The organism is Zymobacter sp. IVIA_12111.31 C1, assembly GCF_047495495.1.
Lineage (GTDB): Bacteria > Pseudomonadota > Gammaproteobacteria > Pseudomonadales > Halomonadaceae > Zymobacter.
Genome location: NZ_CP179930.1, coordinates 1,420,078 through 1,438,182, shown reverse-complemented (window position 1 = coordinate 1,438,182; position 18,105 = coordinate 1,420,078). Strand labels below are relative to the sequence as shown.

Annotated in this window: 14 protein-coding genes and 1 pseudogene; 12 read left to right on the top strand and 3 right to left on the bottom strand. The window is 52.1% G+C overall.

Annotated elements, in window-relative coordinates; translation table 11 throughout:
• Positions 1-39 precede the first annotated feature (39 nt).
• On the bottom strand, positions 40-807 hold the full coding sequence (locus ACMHYW_RS06440; protein ID WP_414501397.1) for a YdiY family protein: 768 nt from the start codon (positions 805-807) through the stop codon (positions 40-42).
• Positions 808-1,083: 276 nt separating this feature from the next.
• On the opposite strand from ACMHYW_RS06440, the gene ACMHYW_RS06435 reads away from it, so the two are divergent.
• The 10 genes from ACMHYW_RS06435 to ACMHYW_RS06390 all read left to right on the top strand — a co-directional run bounded on the left by ACMHYW_RS06435 (position 1,084) and on the right by ACMHYW_RS06390 (position 11,676).
• Positions 1,084-2,124: a serine/threonine protein kinase gene (locus ACMHYW_RS06435; protein WP_414501396.1), complete on the top strand. Its 1,041-nt coding sequence runs from the start codon at positions 1,084-1,086 to the stop codon at positions 2,122-2,124.
• Between the two features lie 87 nt (positions 2,125-2,211).
• Positions 2,212-2,787 (top strand): GTP cyclohydrolase I FolE, encoded by a 576-nt coding sequence (gene folE, locus ACMHYW_RS06430; protein ID WP_414501395.1) that lies wholly within the window; start codon positions 2,212-2,214, stop codon positions 2,785-2,787.
• Positions 2,788-3,600: 813 nt separating this feature from the next.
• Positions 3,601-4,221 carry a Fe-S biogenesis protein NfuA gene (gene nfuA, locus ACMHYW_RS06425; RefSeq protein WP_027705724.1) on the top strand — a complete coding sequence of 207 codons (621 nt, stop codon included), beginning with the start codon at positions 3,601-3,603 and terminating at the stop codon, positions 4,219-4,221.
• 311 nt (positions 4,222-4,532) lie between these two features.
• Positions 4,533-5,852 (top strand): Nramp family divalent metal transporter, encoded by a 1,320-nt coding sequence (locus ACMHYW_RS06420; protein ID WP_414501394.1) that lies wholly within the window; start codon positions 4,533-4,535, stop codon positions 5,850-5,852.
• A 130-nt stretch (positions 5,853-5,982) separates the two neighbouring features.
• A complete protein-coding gene (locus tag ACMHYW_RS06415) occupies positions 5,983-7,326 on the top strand; it encodes a DUF445 domain-containing protein (RefSeq protein ID WP_414501393.1) in 1,344 nt (447 codons plus the stop codon).
• 186 nt (positions 7,327-7,512) lie between these two features.
• Positions 7,513-8,214: a PspA/IM30 family protein gene (locus tag ACMHYW_RS06410; protein WP_414501392.1), complete on the top strand. Its 702-nt coding sequence runs from the start codon at positions 7,513-7,515 to the stop codon at positions 8,212-8,214.
• A gap of 114 nt (positions 8,215-8,328) precedes the next feature.
• Positions 8,329-8,988, top strand: a complete 660-nt coding sequence (locus tag ACMHYW_RS06405) for a DUF2491 family protein (protein WP_414501391.1) — start codon at positions 8,329-8,331, stop codon at positions 8,986-8,988.
• Between the two features lie 94 nt (positions 8,989-9,082).
• Entirely contained in the window at positions 9,083-9,496 is a 414-nt protein-coding gene (locus ACMHYW_RS06400) for a DUF350 domain-containing protein (RefSeq protein ID WP_414501390.1), read from the top strand.
• A gap of 63 nt (positions 9,497-9,559) precedes the next feature.
• Complete coding sequence (locus ACMHYW_RS06395) at positions 9,560-10,417, top strand: DUF1190 domain-containing protein (RefSeq protein ID WP_414501389.1); 858 nt, start codon at positions 9,560-9,562, stop codon at positions 10,415-10,417.
• A 92-nt stretch (positions 10,418-10,509) separates the two neighbouring features.
• The gene (locus ACMHYW_RS06390) at positions 10,510-11,676 is read left to right on the top strand and encodes a glutathionylspermidine synthase family protein (RefSeq protein WP_414501388.1); all 1,167 of its coding nucleotides are present in this window, start codon (positions 10,510-10,512) and stop codon (positions 11,674-11,676) included.
• Between the two features lie 107 nt (positions 11,677-11,783).
• Here ACMHYW_RS06390 and ACMHYW_RS06385 read toward each other — a convergent pair whose 3' ends face one another.
• Together ACMHYW_RS06385 and ACMHYW_RS06380 are read right to left on the bottom strand one after the other, a co-directional pair.
• Positions 11,784-13,661, bottom strand: a complete 1,878-nt coding sequence (locus tag ACMHYW_RS06385) for a UvrD-helicase domain-containing protein (RefSeq protein ID WP_414501387.1) — start codon at positions 13,659-13,661, stop codon at positions 11,784-11,786.
• Complete coding sequence (locus ACMHYW_RS06380) at positions 13,658-16,036, bottom strand: ATP-dependent nuclease (RefSeq protein ID WP_414501386.1); 2,379 nt, start codon at positions 16,034-16,036, stop codon at positions 13,658-13,660. The genes ACMHYW_RS06385 and ACMHYW_RS06380 overlap by 4 nt, the downstream gene beginning before the upstream one ends.
• Before the next feature lie 277 nt (positions 16,037-16,313).
• Between ACMHYW_RS06380 and ACMHYW_RS06375 the strand changes: the two are divergent.
• Together ACMHYW_RS06375 and ACMHYW_RS06370 are read left to right on the top strand one after the other, a co-directional pair.
• A pseudogene (locus ACMHYW_RS06375) lies at positions 16,314-16,945 on the top strand (IS5/IS1182 family transposase).
• Positions 16,946-17,116: 171 nt separating this feature from the next.
• Complete coding sequence (locus tag ACMHYW_RS06370) at positions 17,117-18,016, top strand: dihydrodipicolinate synthase family protein (RefSeq protein ID WP_414501385.1); 900 nt, start codon at positions 17,117-17,119, stop codon at positions 18,014-18,016.
• Positions 18,017-18,105 lie beyond the last annotated feature (89 nt).

Genomic DNA, 18,105 nt, shown 5'->3' with positions numbered 1-18,105 from the left:
CTGAAGCAGCGCCGTATTTTTGCGCTGTCGAAGAGTGGATCAGAAACCGTAGATCAGCGAGACGGTCGTCGTGCTGTCGGTCTTATGCGTTGTGTCCGCTGGCGGATTGCTGTTGTGCTCAATGGCATAGGCCAGACGCAGAGTGAAGTCTTTGTTGATGCTGACGTTCAACGCGGATTCCGAATCGGTGGTCGTGTTATTGCCCGCGTACTGTAGGCCGATACGCTGGGTGAAGTTGGCCGTGTCGGAGATATGGTAGGCGTAATTCATCGCGCCGTAGGCGATCAGACGCGTATCGCTGCCGCCAGAGGTCAGGTCATCGTGACGAATACCCGGACCAGCTTCGACGGACAGCGAGTGAGGCGGCCCTACCAGAATCTGACGACCATAACCGCCGGCCAGCACGGTACGAGAATGATAGCCCGCAAAGCGGTCGCTGGTCCAGCGCAGCTGGCCGAACAGGTAGTTGCGGTTGGTCAGGTTGTAGCGAGTACGGCCACCCAACTGATAGCGCTCAGCCGTCGTTTCGTCATCACTGGAGGCGCTATTGGCATTGGCCCAGATACTGTAGGAGTGATCCTTGCGGAACCACGTCGCGTAGGCCCCGGCGTTGAGCGTCTTGGAATCGGTGTTGCCCGAATGGCCGGTATACCCTAGTTGGGCTTTACCATCGAAGGGTTTTTTAGCAGTGCTGGGGTCGTCTAGGGCTTCGAAATCCGTAACATCTGCCATGGCCGAAAAGGAATGAGCGGCGGCCAACAGGCCCACGGAGAACAGTAAGGTGTGTCTGAGGTTCAGAAATGCCACTGTCTGGCTCCAGTTGAAGATTCAGGAAAAGAAGAACGCAATATCAGTCACATTGACTGCGTCGAGTATAGGAAACACTGTACGCGAATTACCAGCCTGGTAGTAAGGAGGCGCTCAAGAATACTGGCCCAGACAGGCACTGTCGCCATAGAGGCCAAGCGTACTCCTTGATCTTCGCTTATCGAAAGCCAATGCTGAGCGAGCGCGTTTTTTCCCTACTCGCTGCACAAAGCCGATGGCTCTGCTCTGGTCGTGCTATTGATAGGGGGAACAGGTATGCTTGATTCATCAGGTCCACTCATTGTGGCTGGCTACCCAGAGATCGTGTTCATGTCCGAAACCACAGCACCCTTTGCCCACCTTTCACCCGATCGTGTAGCGAACGCTATCGAGTCGCTCGGGTTCTATCTTCAATCTGAACCGTTTGCCTTGAACAGCTACGAAAATCGGGTGTACCTGTTTCGCGATGATGATGGGCAGCGTTGGGTGGCCAAGTTTTACCGCCCGGAGCGTTGGAGCGACGCGGCTATTCTGGACGAACATCGCTTCATCACCGCTTTGGCGGAGGAAGATGTCGCCGTCGGTACGCTGTGGCACGACAACGATGGGCAGACGTTGCATCAGGTTGATGGGTATCGCCTAGCGATCTTCCAGCATATTGCTGGTAGAGCACCGTCACTGGATACACCGGATGATCTTTTTGCACTGGGTGAGCTGATCGGCAAACTGCACAGTGTTGCGCAGCGCTGCACGCTGCCTAATCGTCCGCGGCTGGAATGGGGCGTTATGGCGCGACAGGCGCGCGATACCGTGTTGGCGTCGGCACCGCTGTCGGCATTCCAGCGCGAGGCCTACCAGCGTGTGACAGATTCACTGTTACGTGCATTCGACGCACTGCCACAGCAGAAGCTGGCCTGCCACCCCGTTCATGGCGACTGCCATATTGGCAATGTGCTTGGCGATGCCGAACACGGCTTTGTGCTGGTGGATTTCGATGACTGTCTGACAGCACCTGCAGTTCAAGATCTCTGGATGTTCCTGAGCGGGGATCGTGACGACGAGCGCCGTCAGCAGCTGTCTGAGCTGATCGAGGGCTACGAATCGTGGCATGACTTCGATCGTCGTCAGCTGGCACTGATCGAACCACTGGCCACATTGCGTATTATGCGCCACGCCGCGTGGCTGCTTGCGCGCTGGAGCGACCCTGCATTTCCTGTCGCGTTTCCTGATATCAAGCAAAGCAACTTCTGGGACGAGCACCTTCGCATGCTGGAAGGGCAGGCCCAGGTGCTTGCGTCACCTCTTCAGCTGGCTTGACACTGCGCTCACCGAGATGAGTGCGGTATACTTCCCGGCCTTCAACCTTCTGGCCGATGATTCCGTTTGGGAGCAGACAAGATTCTCATGAGTGATACAGACAACAAGACCACGACAGATGCGCTCACCGACCACTACCGCGACGTTATTACCCTGCTGGGTGAAGACGTAGAGCGCGAAGGGCTGGTAGATACTCCCTCACGCGCTGCCAAGGCGATGCAGTTCCTGACCCACGGCTATGGCTTGTCGCTCGAAGAGGTCGTTAACGGTGCGGTCTTTACCAGCGAAAGCGATGAAATGGTGCTGGTCAAGGACATTGAGCTTTACTCGCTGTGCGAGCACCATATTTTGCCGTTTATCGGTCGCTGCCATATTGCCTATTTGCCTAACGGCAAGGTGTTGGGGCTGTCCAAGTTCGCACGTATCGTCGATATGTATGCGCGCCGTCTGCAGATCCAGGAACAGTTGACGCTGCAGATCGCTCAGGCTGTTGAAGAGGTGACGGGTGCCAAAGGGGTCGCCGTCGTGATCGAAGCTCGCCATATGTGCATGATGATGCGCGGCGTGCAGAAACAGAACTCCAGCATGACCACCTCTGTGATGCGTGGCGGCTTCCGTGAAAACCATCGTACCCGCCAAGAATTTCTTAGCCTGATCAAGTGATCGGCGAGACAGGCAAAGGCCTTGAGTGCGGTATGTCCGTAAAGCGCCTTTGCCTGACAAACCCAAGGGTGGGAGCGTCGCCGATGACACGCGGCAATTTTCCCGCTACCTCCCATGCTGTACGCCACGAACGATGAAAGTCAGCTGTCTGTGCCAAGCGGATATTTGCGCCATGGATCCTCTTGGGGCGTGTGGCGGTGTGAGATACCAGGCAGCGCTTGCTGAACGGTTCGTTGAGACAGTAAGAGGATGGGGCTTAGGGAAGGGCGCTGGCGCGTATGTACCGTGCGGTAGTATCAGCCCTTAGCAAAAATCTGGCAGACTCTGAATGCGAATAGGGGCGGCCATTTGTGTGATGCTATATACCCATCATGCAGGGGCTTGATGGCATGAATAAAAAGGGAGCGGACTCAGGCATCGACTGTTTCAATCCGCAAGACGTTAGCCTTGCGCCAATATCAACAGTGGCCATTCCGCTCCCTGGCCGCGTGCTGCGATGAATATGCGGCTACCCTATTTATGGCAGCTACTTCGATGTTCGTCAGCGTGGTGCTTTGTCACATAATGGTGCACTGGGGTACCTCACCCCTTGTTCATTGCTCGGTACTAACGCACACCATCCCTTGCTTTTTCAGCGTGTTACCCCCATTTTCTGTATACTTCCGCTCAGTCCTGTCAGTGCGAAAGTAAGGTCTCTTCCTACACCATGCTGTTAAGGTTAAATTGCTTTTCCGACTATTTTTGTAGGACTTTGTATTCAGCGTCGGATGGCGTACCATGTACATAACAGCCTAACTAAGTCGGAGAACGTTCATGACGTCATCCACGGCCGTCCAGACAGCGCCGCACAACCCGATAGCCATTTCCGATGCGGCTCGCGACTATCTTGCCGAGCTGCTGGCGCGACAGGAAGTCGAGGGCATCGGCGTTCGCGTATTCGTGACCCAACCGGGCACCCCGCGCGCCGAGACCTGTCTGGCATACTGCCGCCCGAATGAAGAAGAAGCAGGGGATCTGAAGTTCGACCTTGGCCCGTTCCCGCTCTACATCGAGGCCAATAGTGCTTCGTTCCTAGAAGAGGCTGAAGTCGATTTCAGCGCCGACCGCATGGGTGGGCAGCTCACCATCAAGGCGCCCAACGCTAAGATGCCGAAGGTTAGCGCAGACAGCCCACTGGCGGATCGCATCAACTACACGCTGTATGCCGAGATCAACCCCGGGCTTGCGTCTCATGGCGGCGAAATCAAGCTGGTCGAAGTCACTGAAGACAACATCGCTATTCTACAGTTCGGTGGTGGGTGCCAAGGGTGCTCCGCTGTCGACCTGACCCTCAAGGACGGGGTAGAGCGTACGTTGCTTGAGCGTATTCCTGAACTCAAGGGTGTACGTGACGTTACTGACCATACGGATACCAGCAACGCTTACTATTCGTAGCGATGGGTGGTGTTCGCGAAAGGCGAGCCTCTGTTAAGGAGGCCGCCTTTTTCTTTGTACGCATTACGTGATTCTTTATATAAATATACCGTTATCTTTGCTCAAAACAAACAACCTAACAACACTAGCCTATAGTCTCATTAGTTATCCCTACCAATTGGATAGATATTTTCTCGCTGTTCTCTCTTGCAACGTGTCCTCTCAATCTATAATTTAACCGGGGTAAAACTTTGATCTTGTCGTTTCAAAATAGGATCTAGGTAACTTTACGGGTAAATTTCTTTTGAATACCAACTAGATAGAGGCCTATCGTGAGTCAATCCTCTCGCACTAAACACTACGATGAGCTGGCTGCCTCTCAGATTTCGCTACCACAAGGGGCGGGCAAGGCACGACGCTTTCTCGCTTTCATCGGTCCTGGACTGATGGTATCGGTAGGGTATATGGACCCGGGTAACTGGGCGACATCACTGGAAGGTGGTTCGCGCTTTGGGTACACCTTGCTGTCTATCGTGCTGCTATCCAGCCTGATGGCGATCGTACTGCAGTCACTGTGCGCTCGATTGGGTATTGCCACAGACCGTGACTTGGCTCAGTCCTGCCGACGCCATTGCAGCCGACCGATCAATATCGCGCTCTGGCTTCTCTGCGAGCTGGCGATTATTGCGTGCGATCTTGCAGAAGTGATCGGAACCGCGGTCGCCATCAAGCTGCTGTTTGGTTTACCGATTTGGATGGGGGCAATCCTAACCATTCTCGACACGCTGTTGCTGCTGATGCTGATCCGTCTTGGCTTCCGCTGGCTGGAGGCCTTCGTCGGGGCAATGCTGATCGTCATCTTCACCAGCTTTGCCATCGAACTGGTGTTAGCCCAGCCGTCATTTGCCGCGATCGCTCACGGGTTCTTGATGCCGGACCAGCGCATCATCACTCAATCCGACATGCTCTATATCGCGATCGGAATCATCGGCGCGACAGTCATGCCACATAACCTGTATTTGCACTCGGCACTGGTTAAGACGCGCGCCTTCGAACGTACTGAAGAAGGGCGCCGCGAAGCCATCCGTTGGGCATCGCTCGACAGTACGCTGTCGCTGATCATGGCGTTGTTCGTCAATGCGGGCATACTGATTCTGGCGGCAGCTGTCTTCTTTCGCTCAGGCAACGTGGTAACGGAAATCGAGCAGGCCTACGAACTGATTTCACCGCTGGTTGGCGCTACCGGTGCCGCCACGCTGTTCGGTATCGCCTTGCTGGCATCGGGGCTGAACTCGACCATCACGGCGACACTGGCAGGCCAGGTCGTGATGGAAGGTTTTCTCAATCTGCGGATGTCTCCGGTACTGCGTCGACTGCTGACGCGGGCCCTAGCTATCATTCCCGTGTTGATCGTGATCGCACTGTACGGTGAGCAAGGAGCAGGGCGCTTGCTGATCTTCAGCCAGGTTATCCTATCGCTGCAGTTACCCTTTGCGGTGATTCCTCTGCTATGGTTTGTATCGAACCGCAAGGAAATGGGGCCGTTTGTCATTGGCTGGCGAATGCGCACCGTGGCATGGCTTATCGCCCTTGTCATTATCGTACTCAACGTTCTGCTGCTGAAGGATGCCGTGAACGCAATGCTAGGATAGGCTAGCGGCAGAAACATAGTATTATGCAATGGAAAGGGAAAGGTCACAGGGTTCATGCCGATAACGGTGTGTACTGCCTCGCCTTTCCCTTTGTTTGTATTACATGTTTCTGTTCAGGAGAGATCCTTACATGCCGCATTCGAACCCAAAGCCCACCGGTTCATGGCTTGCACGTCACCGTGGAGGCGTTGCGCTTTGCTGTTCCCTTGTTGGCTTTGTGCTGGCCGAGGTCGCCTCGCACTTTCGCTTACTTCCCGATGGTCTATTGACGCTAATCCGTGCCTTTTTTGAAGGTGCGCTGGTGGGCAGTCTGGCCGATTGGTTCGCGGTCACCGCGATCTTCCATTACATCCCGATTCCTCTTCTGGCTCGCCATACCCATCTACTGGCACGCAAACGCGCGTCGATGACGGAAGGCATCGCCGATATGGTACAGAACCGCTGGCTGTCACCGGCGGCCATCCGTACTTGGCTTGACCGTGTATCGTTCTGCGATCTGCTGGCGGGCTACCTGTTTGCCAAGCAAGGTGGGATGACGCGTCTGGAAAACCTCTCTCAACGAGGACTGTCCTTTCTCGCTCACCATGTCACGCACTCTAGCGTAACCTTGATGCTGTGCCGTTTCTGGCAACGCACGTTGCATCGCTGCCCGCTGCCGAAAAAATTGACGCCTTGGCTGCTGCGCATGCTGCGCCATCCAGGCATGGAAGATCAGTTGTATCAACGGATGGCTTGCCTGATCGAGATGCTTCAGAGACACCCGCGCATCATGGCCAGCGTCAGCACTTCACTGGCGAACCAGCTCCAACTCTCGGCAACAAGCAGCACCTGGGCACGCACGCGGCTGTGGATCGGCAAACGTTTCCTCAAAGGAGACGACGATGCCGATAAGCTGCGCTATCTGCTGGAAAAGGCGTTAACAGGGTTGCAGCAGCAATTGCTGGATATGGCTGAAGATCCTCATCACCCCACACGTCGTATCGTTCGCCGTCAGCTGTTCCTTGCCGTTCGTAAAGCTGATCATAATGGGCAGTCGGCCCAACTGGTTGAAACGATCTGGCAGCGGGTACTGCCGGTACTGACTCATGCCGATACTGCCGAACAGATGGCCCATCGCATTCAAAACGAGCTGTCATCGCTGCTGACGAACGACATGCACCTGCAGAAAACGATCCATGCCTTTGTATCGCATCAGGTCCGACTCTTGCTGGTCGAACCGGCACGCCGTCAGTTCTGGGATGAGTATCTGCGAATTCAGTGCGTCGGCTTGCTAGAACGCTATCCTCACGTGGTCGGCAACATCGTTCGAGAATCCCTATCACCGGCACGCATGTCGACCGATCAGATGGTCAAGCAGATCGAGGACAAGGTTGGGCAAGAAATGCAGTGGATTCGTGTCAACGGCGCAGTGGTTGGTGGTCTGGTAGCAACAGGGCTGGCCTTGCTGCGTCTCGCCATCTCTGCATTGGGCTAGCGAAAAACGTACCAACGAGCACAGTAAGAAGACATCATCTTGCGATCATTAGGGTCAACGTGATGTCATGATGAGGACTATGGACAAAGAAAGTTGCTCCTATGTCCTTAAAAAAGCGACACTATATGCCTTTGGCAGGGATCGGTTCCGATCATGGGCCATCTATAACGACAGGATGAATGACATATGAGTATCTGGAAGAAATTGCTGACGGCCATTCGCGGCGGCGCAACGGAAGTAGGGGAAGCTATCGTCGATACACAGGCCCTCCGTATTCTGGATCAGGAAATCCGTGACGCTGAAAGCGCACTGGCTCAGGCACGTCAGGAACTGGTTCGCATCATGGGCCAGCACAAGGTTGCAACGCAGAAATGCGATGAAATGGCAGCTAAGATCGCGGATCTGGAAAGTAAAGCGATGAAAGCCCTGGATGCGGGTCGCGAAGATCTGGCAACCGAGGTCGCTGAAGCTATTGCCCATCTGTCCACTCAGCACGATGCTGAACAACAGCTGGCGACTGAATTTTCCTCTAGCGTAGACAACATGCGCCAGAGCATCAGCAAAGCGGAACAACAGATTCGCGAACTGCGCCATCAAGCGGATATCGTCAAGGCACGCGACAGCGTGCAGAAGGCTCAGTCCAAAGCCCAGAGCGCTGCTACCGGTGCCCAAGGCAATGTCGGTAACGCGGCATCGACACTGGAACGCCTCAAGGAACGCCAGCAGCAGCAACAGGCACAGTTCGAAGCGCAAGAAGCACTAGACTCTGAGCGTACGGGCAGCGATCTCGAGCAGAAACTGCGCGATGCCGGCATCACACCGCAGGCGAACTCCGCCAGTGCAGTGCTGGAACGCCTCAAGGCGTCGCGCAACGCCGACAGCGAGTAAGCGGTGCCTTATCCGTCAGCAGTGACTGGCGGATATCAATGCTTTTCATGACCGCCGTGCGCTTTCATCAGGCACGGCGGTATCGTACATCTACCCGATGAGTCGTGAGGCCCCATGTCTCGTTTGTTTGGTACTATCAAGAACCTGTGGGAAAGTCGTCAGCGCACGGATGAAGCGTCCGATGCCGTTACACCGTTTCAACTGAAATCCGGAGCGACTGTCGTTATCGACAGCGTGCTGCCACTGTTGATGCGCGACCACTCGCCGATCGAACCGTTTACGCAAGAGTCTGTGTGGAGCGCAGGCATCATCGACCTCGGGCAGTCCACCTATCTTCATCGCTTCTATTTTGATGACGAGGATTACTGGCTGCAGGTGCTCACGCATGGTCAACGTGATGCGCAGGGTGAAGATCTGATCCTGTTTGTGTACGAAGAAAGCCTATCCGTTACCAGTGAAACCGAACTCAAACGCTTGGCGGGGCCACAGAGCGATATCGGGCTTCCTGAATACGAATATGACGGCTGCACGTTCTATCGTCAGTGGGGCTCAGAAGAAGGGCAGACAGAGCTCGTGCCGTTGGTTGAGCAGGTGCGTAGCCCGGAAGAACACTATAAAATCAATCACCTTAGCATGCTGTATGCGCGCGATATCGACCTTACGGATCGCCGCGAATTCCTACTGTTTTCGGTGGAAGAGGACGCTGAAGGTAATATCAGTATCACGACCTCTCGCGGCGTCACGCTGATGCCCAGCGACATTCAGGTCATCTGATTCGGGGATAAAGCTCTTGTCGTGCAGCACGCGGCAATCGCCATCCTTGTTGGCATAGCACTGCCATCCAGACACTTAATAGGGGAACACCAACATGACGTTCAGTGGATCACTGGTCGGCCTTCCTTCTTTCATGGCGTACATGGGGAGCGCCATTGCGTTCTTCATCGTTTTCCAGATCATCTATACCCTCATCACCCCGCATCACGAATTCAAGCTTATCCGTCAGGGCAATCTGGCCGCAGCCATTGCACTGGGTGGTACGCTGATCGGTTTCGCGTTGCCAGTCAGCAACGTCATCGCCCATGCCACCTCGCTCATGGATTTTGCTATCTGGGCAACCGTGGCCTTGGTGGTTCAGCTACTGTCCTTCATCGTAACGTCTCTCACGATGAAGACACTGTCGGCGCGCATTGAACGTGATGAAGTGGCCGCCGGTATCTATATGGCCGCCGTTTCCGTGAGCGTTGGCATGCTGAACGCGGCCTGCATGACGCCAGCGTATTGAACATGATATTGGTCGGAGGCTTTTCAGCCGATGAACAGACGCCGACCACAGGGATTGAATGCAATGAGAAGAAGAAGTCAGGTGGGGCTGGTTCTGGCCGGCACACTGCCATTAATGCTGGCAGGCTGCGGTGGCTCGGCCCCGGATACCTATACGCTCAGCAAGACGATGAACTTTCCATCAGTAGCGGAGTGCGCTCAGGCTGGATTTTCAACGAATATCTGTGCCAGCGCGTTCATCAGTGCACGCAACGACTATGAGCGCACTACCCCTGAATATGACTCCAAGCAGGCGTGCGAGGACGATTTCGTTCCCGATTACTGCGAGGCGAAGACGGTAGCAGCGACCACGCCAGCGTCAGAGGAACAGACTCTCTGGCGTCCCCGAATGAACGGTTTCGCCCTGAATGTGGAAGGCGAGCTGAGCGAAGCACAGGTCAAGCAGGCTAAACAGGAAGCCGCTGCATCAGGACACGCCAACGATAGCCAACTGCTGGAAGGTATCCTGCTGGGCTATCTGCTGAAGAGCGGCATGCAAGGTACGCTACTGTATGGGCCTGCTCAACCAACATATCTGGTCCGCGATCCTGCCGTGCAGCCGCAGCCGAATACATCGACCAGTAGCAGTTACAGTGGTAGCAGCTATTCCGCTTCCCGTTATAGTGGCGGCGGTATGCGTTCATCAACGCTGGGAGAGCAGGTTGAACGAGGGCAGCACTATTCGCAGTCTCGACAGTCGCAGCGCTATGGCAGCGACTACTACCATCGCCCCAGCACGCTGGGTCAGTCCCTACGTTCTTCATCTTCAAGCTCGGGACTGAGTCGCCATGCTGCATCATCCTCCACATCGCGGGGCGGCTTCGGCAGCCAATCTTCCGCACGCGGGGGATGGAGTGGCCACAGTAGCAGCCACGGCAGCTAAGAAAAGCATTGTGAGGACGCCAACGTCTTTCGGCGCGCCCTCGCTCTCATGGGGGAATGCCTGCACGCAGCAACAGGCAGGAGAAGAAAACTATGCAGCGCATCACGCTAGAAGAGAGACCTGATTGGCAACAGACTGCCCATGCCATGGGCTTCGATTTTCATACGATTGACGGTGAACGTTATTGGGATGAGCAGGCCTGTTACCGCTTCAGCAATGCCCAAATCGACGTGCTCGACACCGCAACGCAGTCCATCCATGACGTATGCCTTGCCGCGGTCGAGCGGGTCGTGAATAGCGATCATCTGCTGGAACAACTTCAGATTCCTGCTCGCTTCCACAGCATGATTAAAGCCTCATGGGCCCGGCGTGACCCTCACCTGTATGGCCGCATGGACTTTTCCTTCGATGGCACGCAGGCCCCCAAACTACTGGAACTGAACTACGACACTCCGACCAGCCTGCTGGAAAGCGCCGCCTTTCAGCTTGTCTGGCTGGAGCAACGCATTGCACAGGGCGTGCTGCCCAGCGATGCCGACCAGTTCAACCTCGTTGCCCAGTACTTGGCAGAACGCTTCGCCGAGCTACCCGACACGCAATTGCCTTTTTATTTTGCGGCTATCGGCACATCAGCTGAAGATCGTGGCACTACCGAATTCCTGCGTCGAATGGCAGAGCAGGCGGGTATCCAGACCCGCCATATTGATGTGGAAGATATCGGGCTGACGGCAGAAGGCGTCTTCGTCGATCTTGATGAACACCCCATCAAACGGTTGTTCAAGCTTCACCCGTGGGAGTTCATCTTCGCCGAACCGTTTGGCAAGGCGGTGCCTGCTTCCAGTACCCAGTTCTTCGAGCCGGCTTGGAAAGCGATCCTTTCTAACAAAGGAATCCTGCCGATTCTCTGGGAAATGGCTCCCAACCATCCCAACCTGCTGCCGTCATATACCGATGGCTCGCCGGAGTCACCGGTTCCGGCAGGGTGGGTACGCAAGCCTTATCTCTCCCGCGAGGGAGCGAATGTCACGCTTCAAACAAGCGATGGTGTGTGCGTTGCCGCAGAAGGGCCTTACACCGATTCCCCGTGGATTCTGCAAGAACTGGCCCCGCTGCCACGCTTTGGTGACAGCTACACCTTGATCGGATCATGGGTCGTGGGGGATCGTGCCGCGGGGATCAGTATTCGCGAAGATAACAGCTTGATTACACGGGATTCTAGCCGCTTTCTGCCGCATTTCATCTATGACCAGCCGTTATAATAGTACTTCAAGCACATACTCATCAGGGATACACCATGACACGATCGCTTCATTCGGGCCGCCATTAGTTTTACTTTTGATAATATTAGCCGTATATATAATTCGCGCTAACCTAGATCGTGCGCCCCTAGAATTACCGATGCAGGGAATAAATTTTGCGCAATGATAGCCGCTTGAGCGGCGGCGACATCTGGAACAAAGATGACAACAGCCAAGCCTTTCAGTGCACGGGAGCAGCATACATAAAAAAGGCGACGAGTACGATCAAGTACTGACTCTTTACCTTCTTCAATATTGGCTAGATCGTTGTTGGATAGGGGAATGTACTGAAAATATTTCCCATAAGAATATTGGTTGAAGCGAGCCTCTTCATCATCAATAACAACTAATACGCGCTCGAACTGTGCACCTTTTACACCATGATGAGTGGCAAAAGGTGATTCCTCTGAAAGGTAGTGGCGATATGCCCAAAGTTCTGGGACTTTGCATTTTAGAAAGTTCTGAACATTCTCGAAGTCATCATTACCATCGTTCACCGGCTCATCACTTAAATGATTATGAAAACGATCGTCAAGACGTAGCAGTTCACAGTCTCTAACGTGTAACAATATATCCCGAACAGTTGCTTGCGATCCTTCTTCCAGCTGTGCAAGCAGGCCATTGATGCCTTGTTGTAGTTCATTTAAAACCGCCACCATAATTTGACCATTTAGTCGTGATAGCTCCAGCTTTGGGCACTCGCTACGCATAATCGACATAATCTGAAATTGATCGTTTTTCTGAGCCGCAGCAAAAATTGGAAGGATATGCTGGACAAATGGGCGAAGCGGCCAAGCTGACCCATCTTTCACCCCTTCACTCAAGCTCGTCGGTGCTTTATCAGTAAGAGCAGCAAATAAATTAGGGAAGCCCAGTCGATTAGCTGCCATACGATGTACTAAAACAAGAAGACGAACATCACCTTCGCGTGTATCACTTAACCATTGTTCATCGTTAGTTTCATTTGCAAGGTAACTTCTGACAGATGTGAGATAGGCACTTCGTTCAACATTTGAAGGCAAAATGAAAAGATTCACAGTGCCTGATACAGTTTGTTCTGTGCCATTTACGATAGTTGTTCGGCCACGAATTTGTTGGAGACCATCCCCAGAAGCGCGAATCGAATTGATAACATCAAGTACAGACGTCGGACATCTGAAATTCTCTGGTTTTGTAATTTCAGACCACCCATCACTTAACGGAATGGCACCATTTCCGCTCATATAGATCTTCTGCATCGGATCACCAAAAAATCCTATGCACATGTCAGGATTGTCATTAGCAATATTTCGAAGTGCGGAGATCACATTAGGATCGGTATCCTGACTTTCATCGACAAAAATAAATGGAAAGCGCTTGGCCACAATCCTTCTCAAAAGTGGATGAGCCTCAACACAAGCAGGTACGAGTTTAAGAATATCATCGTGCCCTAGAATACCCCTAGCATAGTTACTTCCTGTCCCGTAGATAAATTTATCAACATCATCAATGCACTCAAGTTGAGCAGAGAGATGGGCAATTTCATCTTCAAGACGAGATTTTGTTTTAGCTTGTGTTTTGGGTCTATCATAACGGGCTTGCTTTTCAGCTATTTTTTCATGTATTCGCGCTACGACCCAGTTTGCGATATCTAAATGAAAAGGTCGGATGACCGACCAAAGAAAGCTGTGAATGGTTGAAATATGAAATAACTGTGAGTTACCAACGTCAGCGGCAATCTCACCAACAGCTACTTCTGTATACGTTATACAGGATATTTTTTGCCCGGCACGACGTAAAACAGAACCACGGGTATCAGCCAAATGTGCCAAGGCTTTAATGAGAGACGTTGTCTTACCTGAACCAGCACCAGCCACCATGACAAATGAACGCGGTGGCGAGCTATCCAGACAAGCACAAACATCAATATCTGCCTGTGTATCAGGGCTACCAATGCGACTAGTCATGCAACCCTCCCACCATCTGTTTCAGCCAGAACGACGGACATCTCAACATCCTCTTCCTGAGCTTCTGCAGCTTCTAGTTCCGATGGGGCTATTTCAGCTTCAAGCCATTTTAATCCTTCAGCAATGTATGCTGGGACAGTCCATTCATCCGGTTTTTTAAGAAGTAAATTCAGGGCAAAATCAGTTTTACTGAAGCTTTTTGATTGCACGCGCTTGTGAATTTTCTCGGCCAGAGACCTCAAATCCATACTTATCGCTTTAGCAATACGCAGCTTGAGTAGCTTGCAGCTCACATCCTGACACCAGGACAGATTTTCAAGTGCAAAAGCTTCCTCCAAAGTACGACCTGCAAGTGCTAGGGTTTCCTCTTTCCATGTAACATTTGTCTGGCACTGATAAGCCACACGAACCAAAGCATCACATTCAGTTGTACGGCTTTGTATTTTCATTTCCTCCGTTGCTTCCCATAAAGCAGCAACGGTGTCACATTTAGGTAGCCACTGCCGAAGTGTCTGGTTGGAGGTCATAGCTCCAGGATAACCAGCAAGGCAAGCTTTTCCCGGTGTCGCTGTATTGGACTGCTCTTCCTCATCATCGTCAGGTTCCTCACCGTCATCGTTTACAGCTGGAATTTCTGTAAGGCTGTCTAACTTTTCTGTTCGAGCGCCTATTTCATCTTGTATTGGAGGTGTACAAAACACACTATCTAAATCAGTAATAATGAGTGTGGTAAGCCCTAGATATTCAATGAGCGTTTGGAATCGATAACCAAAAGCACCGCCAATTTCGAGGACTGTAAGGTAAGAGGATTTTAATCTTGGTGCGGCGGTAGCAATCATTTGCGGTAGCAGTAACCGCTCAACATTACCTTCTACAAGCACAGCCCCGTCGGCAAAAAACAAATCACAATGAGTCAATTTCAAATAACGCTCAAGAAAGTCTCGAATTTCAGAGTCAGTATTAGCATAAAAAACAGAGAGATTGAGCACATCTGTTGCTGACATATTTGATGAACGCTTTCGGCGAAAGTAACGGATCGGCCGAAAACCGCGTTCATAAAGAATATGAGTAGAATGGGAAGTAACCACCACTTGAGTGGTGTAATGCACAAGTTCCTCACTCTCCATGGTAAGAATATCCATTATCTTGCGTATAAAAGCCTGCTGTAACTGTGCATGGAGATGAGCTTCTGGCTCTTCGATAAAGATTAGGTGAACTGGCGGTCGATTCTCTTCTATTGCTAACCATTGATTGTGGATGTCAAGTAATTCAACAACCATAAAGATCAGGTTTTTAAAACCAAGTCCGTTATAGCTATCGGGTAGTGTTGGCGGTGTAGGATTACCGTCATCTCCCCCCAGCGCGTAATGTATAACGGCCCCATTTTGGTTATTCATGATCTGCGCAGGGTCTAAGGCAGAGCGAATCATCATGCGTGGGTTTGAAAGTCCAGGGTATCCGAGTTTTGCCAGACTTTTCAGCGTAGGTGCAAAAACACGTTCAAGATGCTGATTGAAAGCTGATTCAGACTCAGCTAAAGCACTTAATGCTTCGTAATCTTCACCTTTTTGTTCAAGATTTCGTCCGTAAAAACGGCTGAGAACACGAGACAGGTCTTCCGAACGGGAGCCTCCGGCACCATCTGAAAGATGGCGCTGAGCATTCAAGAAATTGATTTGTATAAGGCTATTCAGTATTTCGCGACCACTTCGATCACTACCGGTGAGTGGAGTAGGTTTATAGTCTTCCTCAGATATCATTTCCTCATTGAAACGTGTTGGATCGAGAACAAAATAGCGGAGTTCATATTCATCATAGAGACTATCGCGAAGATATTCCCACAGATTACGAGGTGAAGGATCGTATTTGGAAGTTCCATTTTCATCTTTAGGTGTGGCATCGATGGCAAGCTGACGTACTGCGAGGAAACGCGAACGGATTTCTTCAGGATTGTTAGGGGCAAAAGCAACGCGCATTCCAACCAGAGAACCAGACCACGATAAGCTGGGGAGAAGATCGACTACACGATGAACATCATTCGATGTTACTTCAAACCAAATATCAACTTCCAGTGAAGGTATTGATACAGCATTCGCCCCTTCTCCAAATCTGACAATATCAGTCCAAAGTTCTGCGTTGAAGTCATGAATATTGAACCGGCCTTTACCGGTGAATAGTTGAAGTGCATGACCGACTGAAGTCTTACCGCTGTTATTCGCTCCTACAAAAATTGAAATATCTGATGCAAGATCTATAACAACATCGTGTAGTCTTCTGAAATTACGGATTGTTAGCTTTCTCAAATACATTATAATCATCCTTTTTTTAGTTGATAACTGGCTGTCAGTTATTATATTAGTAGAGAACAAAGCCATAGGTTAAAGCGCATCAGAAGATCGTTATTACACGGTGTAGAAATGTTGTTGTCAGCCGTAATTCATTACATAGCTGTTCGCGTCAGCACCCAACGTACCACTTAAGATGGATATTGATCCTAGTCAAATTTATATAGCTTGATTCCTCTGGAATTTCAATGAAAGTCTAGAAGATAAGTGCCAACTGATTTAGAAGGTGTTCCCCCCCCCCTTGAGAAAACCCATGTTGCCCAAAAGTCTCACCGTATAGTCACTACTTCCTAACGAACTCTGGTATATCATCCAACCTATTCTCCTCGAGCACACGCCAGACCCTTGCGGAGGACCTCGTGTATCTGACTGACAGGCGCTGTCTGGCATCTTGTTCGTACTGATGACAGGGGATTCCTTAGCGACATCTGCCTACCTCTTTAGGCTTTGGCTCCGGCCCTACCTATTGGCGACGTTTGAAAGAGTGACATTAGGCTGGCGTTTAAGCTGTTACAACGCTTGTATTTGGCAGATCGCATCGACTGGGAGCGCGCCTGCGTGGGTGATTCATCTGTAAAGGTGAAAAAGGGGGGGGGCTGCCGTAGGCCCCAGTCCCACCGGTAGAGGGCGCCTTGGGTGCAAGCGTCATCTGCTGACGGATGGCAATGGTGTACCGTTGGTGGTGTTTTTCTGGGGCGAACATACACGATAGCGCTCGCCCTCGGCACTGCCCAAACAAAATGCATGCTGATAAGGCCTATGGCTACGAGCGTTGTCGATAAGCCTGTGTCGTTAAAGGCATCAGGCTGCGATAGCACGCCGGGGCAAGGACAGTAGCAACGCATTTTTGCATGGCTGAATCACGCTAAGCGGTTAGCTGTTTGGTACGAACGCCAACTCTATATCTACTATGCCTTTACATTCCCATTTTTAACATAATATATATTATGCGAACCCATCTAAACCTCGACAGCTCCCCAGTACCTAGCGTCTTTTTCACCATCGCCAGCCTTTATTTCCAATCCGCCTCGGTGCTACACTCGTTTGGCCCAATCTTTGTCATATGACAAAGATTAATATGAAACAGGAAATTTAAGGAGCTCTCTTCACATGTCCATCTTCACCGGTCTGAGCTCGTTCGTGCTAACACCCATGAACGAGCAACGCATTGATGAATCCTCTTTTTCGAAGCTGATTCAGCGGCTGGCTGACGCCAAGGTCGATTCTATGGGTGTAATGGGATCGACGGGCAACTATGCCTATCTGTCTCGCGAAGAACGCAAGCGCGTGCTGGAACTAGCGGTCGATGCCGCTGATGGTGTTCCGTTAATCACCAGCATCGGTGCCGTTCGTACTCGCCAGGTGCTTGAGCTGGCCGAAGATGCGCAGAAAGTAGGCGCAAAGGCGCTGCTATTGGCACCGGTCTCATACCAGAAACTTCGTGAAGAGGAAGTCTGGGCGCTGTACAAGACCGTCTGCAGCAACATCTCGGTACCGCTGTGCATTTACGATACGCCGTCTACGACGCAGTTCGTATTCAGTGATGAGTTGCATGCCCGCCTTGCACAGTTGCCTAACGTTGCTGCCATCAAGCTGCCGGGCGTTCCCAGCATTCCTGCTGATGAACGACTGGCAACTGAGCGTATTGCCCGCCTCCGCCAGTTTATTCCAGATCACGTGGCGATCGGTATCAGTCATGACATCCGCGTTGCCCCGGGCCTGAATGCAGGCTGCGATGTCTGGTTTTCGGTGTTGGGCGGCCTTTTCCCGCGCATGTGCCAGGAGATGGTGGAAATGGCACGGTCAGGTCAGCATGAACAGTTGACGGCCGCTTCGGATACCTTGGCACCGCTTTGGTCGCTTTTCGAGCAGTACGGCGATCTTCGCGTCACGGCAACGCTTGCCAGCATGCTGGGGCTGACGGCCGTAGACAATCTACCGCTGCCATTGCGTCCGCTAGATGCGCCTGCGGCAGCACAGCTGGAAGCCATCATTCCGCTGCTGTACTGACCACTGCTGTATTGGGTGATAGAAGCTGCTTTAATGCGTGAATTATTCGGGCCGCCGCTGTCAGAAAGTGGCCCGAATAACCACTGAAT